Here is a 7,584-nt window from a genome sequence, read left to right as displayed (position 1 = left end):
CGTCCGACAGCCGCTCCAACACGACCATGCCGACGCCCTCGCCCCAGCCCACACCGTCCGCCGCGTCCGCGAACGAACGGCACCGACCGTCGGCCGACAGACCGCCCTGGCGCGAGAACTCCACGAAGGTGTTCGGCGTCGACATCACCGTCACGCCACCCGCGAGCGCCAGCGAGCACTCACCGCCGCGCAGCGCCTGCGCCGCCAGGTGCATCGCCACCAGCGACGACGAGCACGCCGTGTCCACCGTCACCGCCGGACCCTCGAAGCCGAAGGTGTAGGACACCCGGCCGGAGGCGACGCTGGGGGCGCTGCCGTTCCCTCGGAAGCCCTCGAACTCCTCGCTGTCGAGGAGCGAGCGGTAGTCCGTGTACATGATGCCCGCGAAGACGCCGGTCCGGCTGCCGCGCAGCGACACCGGGTCGATGCCGGCCCGTTCGAAGGCCTCCCACGAGGTCTCCAGCAGCAGGCGCTGCTGCGCGTCGGTCGCCAGCGCCTCGCGCGGGCTCATGCCGAAGAACTCGTGGTCGAACTCCCCGGCGGTGTGCAGGAACGCGCCCCGCCGGGTGTACGACGTGCCCGGGACGGACCGGTCCTCGCTGTAGAGCGAGTCGACGTCCCAGCCGCGGTTCGTCGGGAACTCGGACACCGCGTCCACGCCGTCGGCCACCAGCCGCCACAGGTCCTCCGGCGACTCGACGCCACCCGGGTAGCGGCAGGCCATGCCGACGATGACCACCGGGTCGTCCGACGACACCGCTCGAACGGCCGGGAGTTCGTCGGCCTCCTCGGCGCCGAACAGGCCCTCCAGGACGAAGCCGGCCAGCGCGCTCGCCGTCGGGTAGTCGAACACGACGGTGGTCGGCAGCTGAAGACCGGTCGCCGACCGCAGCCGGTTCCGCAGCTCGACCGCCGTCAGCGAGTCGAAGCCGAGGTCCTGGAACGCCCGCGACGGGTCGACGACCGAGCCGGCATCGTGGCCCAGGACCAGGGCGATCCGGTCACGCACCAGCTCCAGGACGGCCGCACGCCGCTCGTCCTCGCCCAGCCCCGACAGGCGCTGCGCGAGGCCCGCCGAGGCGGCCGAGCCGGCGACCACGGCGCGCCGGACGCGGCCGCGCACCAGGGTGCGCAGCAGGGCGGGTACCGAGTCCTGGGCCCGCAGCACCGCGAGGTCCAGCCGGACCGGCAGGATCGCGGGCTCGCCCGCCGCGAGCGAGGCGTCGAACAGCGCGGCGCCCTCGGCGGGGGTGAGCTCCGGCATGCCCGAGCGGGCGATCCGGTGCAGGTCGACGTCGGAGAGCGTGCCGATCATGCCGCCGTCGCGGGTCCACGGGCCCCAGGCCTGCGAGACGGCGGGCAGGCCGAGCGAACGGCGGTGCAGCGCCAGCGCGTCGAGGTAGGCGTTGCCCGCCGCGTAGGCGGCCTGCCCCGGGCCGCCGAAGACGCCGGAGACGGAGGAGAACAGGACGAAGGCCGTCAACTCGCGGTCCTTCGTGGCCTGGTGCAGGTTCCAGGCGGCGTCCGCCTTCGGGCGCAGGACCTCCGAAACCCTCGAAGCGGTCAGGGAGCCGATCACGCCGTCGTCGATCACGCCGGCCGTGTGGACGACCGCGCGGATCTCGTGCCGCGCGAACAGGCCTGCCACCGCGGCCGGATCGGCGACGTCACAGGCCTCGACGACGGCCTCCGCACCGGCCTCCGCCAGCTCGGCGAGCAGCTCGGCCGTGCCCTCCGCGTCCGCGCCCCGGCGGCTGACCAGCAGCAGCTTCCGCACACCGTGCCGGACGGCCAGGTGCCGGGCCATGACCCGGCCCAGGCCGCCCGTGCCACCGGTGATCAGGACCGTGCCCTCGCCCGCCCACGCCGCCGGCTCGCCCGCCGGCTCGCCTGCCGACTCGGCGCGCACGAGCCGGGCCGCGAAGACCTCCCCGTCGCGCACGAGCAGCTGCGGCTCGTCCACGCCCAGGGCGGCGGACGGCAGTTCTTCCGAACCCGCCAGATCCACCAGGCCGAACCGGCCCGGCTCCTCCGACATCGCCGACCGCACCAGACCCCACACCGCAGCGCCCGGCAGGTCCTCGCCCGCCACCACACCACGCGTCACGAACACCAGCCGCGAGCCCGCGAAACGCTCCTCCGCCAGCCAGCCCTGCACCAGCTCCAGCGCCTGCGCCGTCCGCGCGTGCACGTCGTCGTCGACGGCGGCCGTCTCGATGACCACCACCGGCGGCACCTCCACCGGCACCTCCGCCAGCGACCCCACCGCCACGAACTCCGGCGCCTCGGAGACCTTCACCGGCACCCAGTCCACCCGGAACAACCCGTCCCGCCCGGCCGCCGGCTCCCCGGCCGACACCGCGCGCAGGGCCAGCGACCCCACCGACGCCACCGGCGAGCCCTCGGCGTCGGCGACCGCCACCGCGACGGACTCCTCACCGGTCCGCGTGACGCGCACGCGCACCGAGGACGCGCCGGAGGCGTGCAGTGACACGTCCTCCCACGCGAACGGCACGACGCCGTGCGGCATCCCGTTGACCGCCGTCACGTGCAGCGCGGCGTCCAGCAGCGCCGGGTGCAGGCCGTAGCCGGTGCCCTCGGTGCCCTCCGGCAGGGCGACGTCGGCGAAGACCTCGTCCCCGCGCCGCCAGGCCGCCCGCAGGCCCCGGAACACCGGGCCGTACGCGTAGCCGCCGTCGGCCATGCCCTCGTACAGCCCGGCCAGGTCGACCGCCTCGGCACCGGTCGGCGGCCAGACGGACGTGTCGAACGCGGTGCGCGCCTCCCCCACGGCCAGGACGCCGGTCGCGTGCTGGTCCCAGGCGCGGCCGTCCGCGCCCTCGGGCCGGGAGGCGACGGCGAAGGCCCGGCGGCCGTTCTCGTCGGCCGCGGCGACCCGCAGTTGCAACTGGACGCCCTCGTGCTCGGGCAGGGCGAGCGGTGCGGCCAGGGTCAGCTCCTCGACGCGGTCGCAGCCGGCCTCGTCGCCGGCGCGGACGGCCAGTTCGAGGAACGCGGTGCCGGGCAGCAGGACGTTGCCGCGCACGACGTGGTCGGCGAGCCAGGGGTGTGACTGGCGGGAGAGCCGGGAGGTGAACACCAGGCCGTCGTCGTCGGAGAGTTCGAGCGAGGCGGAGAGCAGCGGGTGGTCGGCGGTGTCGAGGCCGGCGGCGCCGAGGTCGCCGGCCGTCGTGGCGGCGGTGGGCCAGTAGCGGCGGTGCTGGAAGGCGTAGGTCGGCAGGTCGACCGGGCGGACGGCGGCGCCGGCGAAGAGGGCGGCCCAGTCGACGGGCGCGCCGGTGACGTGCAGGCGTGCGAGCGCGGTCAGGAGGGTCGTGTCCTCGGCCTGGTCCTTGCGGAGGGCGGAGGCCGGCACGGCGTCGTCGGAAAGGGTGGAGGCCGCCAGCGCCGTCAGGACACCGTCGGGGCCGAGCTCCAGGAAGCGGGTGACGCCGGCAGCCTCCAACGCGCGCACACCGTCGGCGAATCGGACGGCCTCGCGGGCGTGGCGCACCCAGTAGTCGGGCCCCTGAAGGCCCTCGACCAGGTCGCCGGTGAGGTTGGAGACCAGCGGAATCGAAGGTGCCTGGTACGTCAGCCCGTCGAGGACCGTACGGAAGTCCTCCAGCATCGGGTCCATCAGCGGCGAGTGGAACGCGTGCGAGACCTGCAACCGCGTCGTCTTGCGATCGGCGAAGTGCGCCTCGATCTCCGCGACGGCCTCCTCCGTGCCGGAGACGACGATCGAGCGCGGGCCGTTCACCGCGGCGATCGACACGAACTCACCCAGCAGCGGCAGGACTTCGTCCTCCGTCGCCTGCACCGCGAGCATCGCGCCACCCGCCGGCAGCGCCTGCATCAGCCGGCCGCGAGCAGCCACCAGGGCGCAGGCGTCCGCCAGCGAGAACACCCCCGCGACGTGCGCCGCAGCCACCTCACCGATCGAGTGCCCGGCCACGAACTCCGGCCGCACACCCAGTGATTCGACCAGCCGGAACAGCGCGACCTCGACGGCGAAGAGCGCCGCCTGGGCGTACTCCGTCCGGTTCAGCAGCTCCGCGTCCGAACCCCACGCCACCTCGCGCACGGGCAGGTCCAGCTCCGCGCACACCGCGTCGAACGCCTCCGCGAACACCGGGAAGCGAGCGTACAACTCCCGCCCCATCCCCAGCCGCTGCGACCCCTGCCCCGAGAACAGGAACGCCGTCCCGCCGCCCCGGACCGCTCCCTCGACGGCCCCGCCCGAACCCGCCACCAGCGCGTCGAGTCCACGCAGCAGCGCGTCCCGATCCGAACCGACCAGCACGGCCCGGTGGGTGAGCATCGACCGGCTCGTGGCCAGCGCCGCCGCGACGTCCGCGACCGGCAGGCCCGCAGCGACGTCGCGCAGGCGGGCGGCCTGGGCACGCAGCGCGTCCGGCGTCCGACCGCTCAGCACCCACGGCACGACGGCCGGGACCGGGGCGGCCTCCGAGGGCTCCTCCGCCGGGATCTCCACCGCCTGTTCCAGGACCACGTGGGCGTTGGTGCCGCTGATGCCGAAGGCGGACACGCCCGCCCGGCGCGGACGGCCGGTCTCCGGCCAGTCGCGGGCCTCCGTCAGCAGCTCGACGGCGCCCTCCGTCCAGCCCACGTGCGAGGACGGCTCGTCGACGTGCAGGGTGGCCGGCAGCACGCCGGCGCGCAGCGCCATCACCGTCTTGATCACGCCCGCGACACCGGCCGCCGCCTGGGCGTGGCCGATGTTCGACTTGACGCCGCCGAGGTACAGCGGCCGGTCGGCCGGTCGGTCCTGCCCGTACGTCGCCAGCAGTGCCTGGGCCTCGATCGGGTCACCGAGGGTGGTGCCGGTGCCGTGGGCCTCGACGGCGTCGACCTGGTCGGCGGTGAGCCGGGCGTTGGCGAGGGCGGCGCGGATGACGCGCTGCTGGGAGGGGCCGTTGGGCGCGGTCAGGCGGCTGCTGGCGCCGTCCTGGTTGACGGCGGTGCCGCGGACGACGGCGAGCACCTCGTGGCCGAGGCGCCGGGCGTCCGAGAGCCGCTCGACGAGCAGGACGCCGACGCCCTCGGCCCAGGAGGTGCCGTCCGCCGCCTCCGCGAAGGGCTTGCAGCGCCCGTCGGGGGCGAGGCCGCGCTGACGGGAGAACTCGGTGAACAGCCGGGGGGTCGGCATGACGGCGACGCCGCCGGCGACGGCCATCGAGCACTCGCCGGCGCGCAGCGCGCGGACCGCGAGGTGGAGCGCGACGAGGGCGGAGGAGCACGCGGTGTCGACGGTGACGGCCGGGCCCTCCAGGCCGAGGGTGTAGGCGATCCGGCCGGAGAGGACGCTGACGGCGCCGCCGGTGAGCAGGTGTCCCTCGGTCTCGTCGGTCTGCCGGGCGAGGGAGCCGTAGTCGGTGTCGGCGCCACCGATGAAGACGCCGGTGTCGCTGCCGCGCAGGGCGGCGGGGGCGATCCGGGCGCGCTCGACGGCCTCCCAGGCGGATTCGAGCAGGAGCCGCTGCTGCGGGTCCATGGCGAGGGCCTCGCGGGGGGCTATGCCGAACAGCTCGGCGTCGAAGTCCGCGACGCCGTCGAGGAATCCGCCGTGGCGCACGTAGCTCTTGCCGGGGGTGCCGGGGGCGGGGTCGTAGAGGCCCCCGGTGTCCCATCCTCGGTCTTCCGGGAGGTCACCGATGGCGTCGGCGCCGTCGGCGACCAGCCGCCAGAGGTCCTCCGGGGTGCGGACGCCGCCGGGGTAGCGGCAGGCCATCCCGATGATCGCGATCGGCTCGGCGTCCCTCGCCTCGACGGACTCCAGGCGCAGCTTCGTGCGCCGCAGGTCCGCGGTGACCTTCTTGAGGTAGTCGCGGAGCTTGTCCTCGGACGTGCTGGCCATGGGTGGGAAACCTCGCAGTTCGGAAGGGTGGTACGGGTTCGCGGGGCAGCGGCGGGTCCGCGCGCGGCCCTCAGGCGAGTCCGAGTTCGCGGTCGATCAGGTCGAACATCTCGTCGTCGGTGGTGTCGTCGAGCGCGTCGTCCGGCCCGTCGGCGGCCGTGGCCGGCCCGTCGGCGGGCCCGGAGGAGCCGTCGAGCCGCCACTGGAGGCTCCTGAGGCGGGCGAGGAGCCGGGTGCGGGAGTCGGCGTCCAGTTCGGTGGCCGAGAGCGCGGTCTCCAGGTCGTCCAGTTCGGCGAAGACGGGCCGGCTCCCGGCGGTGACGGGCGCGCCGACGAGCTCGCGCAGCCGCCCGGCGAGGGCGGTGGGCGACGGGTGGTCGAAGATCGTCGTGGTGGGCAGCCGCAGGCCGAGTTCGGCGTTGAGGCGGTTGCGGAGCTCGACGGCGGTCAGCGAGGACATGCCGAGGTCGAGGAATCCGCGCTCGGGGTCGACGGCCTTGGGCGAGCCGTGGCCGAGGACGGCGGCGAGGTGTCCGACGACGACGTCCAGCAGCAGCTTCTCCTGCTGCGCGGCGGCGAGGCCGGACAGCCGGTCCATGCGGCCACGGCCGGGACCGGACGAGGTGCCGGCGGCCGTGCGCCGGACGGCGCGGCGGGGCGCGAGCTCGGCGAAGAGCGGCGCGTCCCCGGTCGTGGCGAGGGCGCGCCGGTCGAGCCGGATCGGGGCCAGGTGCGGTCGGTCGATGCGGCTCGCGGCGTCGAGCAGGGCGAGGCCCTGGCCGGCCGTGAGCGGCAGCATGCCGGAGCGCGTGAAGCGGGCGATGTCCACGGCACCCAGCGTGGCCGTCATTCCACTCGATTCTCCCCAGTATCCCCACGCCAGGGAGACGGCCGGGCGGCCCTCGGCACGGCGGCGGTGGGCGAGGGCGTCGAGGAAGGCGTTGGCGGCGGCGTAGTTGGCCTGGCCGGGGCCGCCGGCCGTGGCGGCGAAGGAGGAGAACAGGACGAAGGCCGAGAGGTCCAGGTGCCGGGTCGCTCGGTGGAGGTTCCAGGCGGCGTCCGCCTTGGGGCGCAGCACCTCGGTGAGCTGGTCGTCGGTCAGGCTTTCGAGCAGCCCGTCGTGCAGGACTCCGGCGGCGTGGACGACGCCGGTGAGCGGGTGTTCGGCGGGGACGGTGGCGAGGAGCGCGTCGAGGGCGGCGCGGTCGGCGGTGTCGCAGGCGGCGACGCGGGCGTCGGCGCCGAGGGCCGCGAGGTCGGCGAGGAGTTCGGCCGCGCCGGGCGCGCCGGGGCCGCGGCGGCCGGTGAGCAGGAGGTGGCGGACGCCGTGTTCGGTGACGAGGTGGCGGGCGACGAGGGCGCCGAGGGTGCCGGTGCCGCCGGTGATCAGGACGGTGCCGGCGGGGTTCCAGGTCCAGGCCCGGCCTTCCCCGGCGGCCAGGAGGCGCAGCCGGGGCGCCGTCACCGCGCCGCCGCGGACGGCCAGGCGCGGCTCGTCGGGGGCGGCGAGGACGCAGGGCAGGGCGGCGTCGGAGACCGGGTCGTCGTCGAGGTCGACGAGGAGGAAGCGGCCGGGGTTCTCGGACTGGGCGGAGCGGATGAGTCCGTGGGCCGCTGCCTGGGCGAGGACGGTGACGTCGCCGGGGGCCGTGGCCTCGGCGCCGCGGGTGAGCAGGGCGAGGCGGGCGGCGGCGAGGCGCGGT

Annotated in this window: 1 protein-coding gene and 1 pseudogene; both read right to left on the bottom strand. The window is 75.6% G+C overall.

What is annotated here, in order from left to right; translation table 11 throughout:
- Window positions 1-5,878: pseudogene (locus BG452_RS25540) on the bottom strand (SDR family NAD(P)-dependent oxidoreductase); the annotation flags it as partial.
- 73 nt (window positions 5,879-5,951) lie between these two features.
- Window positions 5,952-7,584 (bottom strand): type I polyketide synthase (locus BG452_RS25535; protein WP_188306710.1); only part of this gene is annotated, 1,633 nt, incomplete at its 5' end.

The sequence above is a fragment of the Streptomyces sp. CBMA123 genome, assembly GCF_014596465.1.
Taxonomy (GTDB): Bacteria; Actinomycetota; Actinomycetes; order Streptomycetales; family Streptomycetaceae; genus Kitasatospora.
Note: the sequence above shows the minus strand (reverse complement) of the source record. Positions and strands in the feature narration are given on the sequence as shown.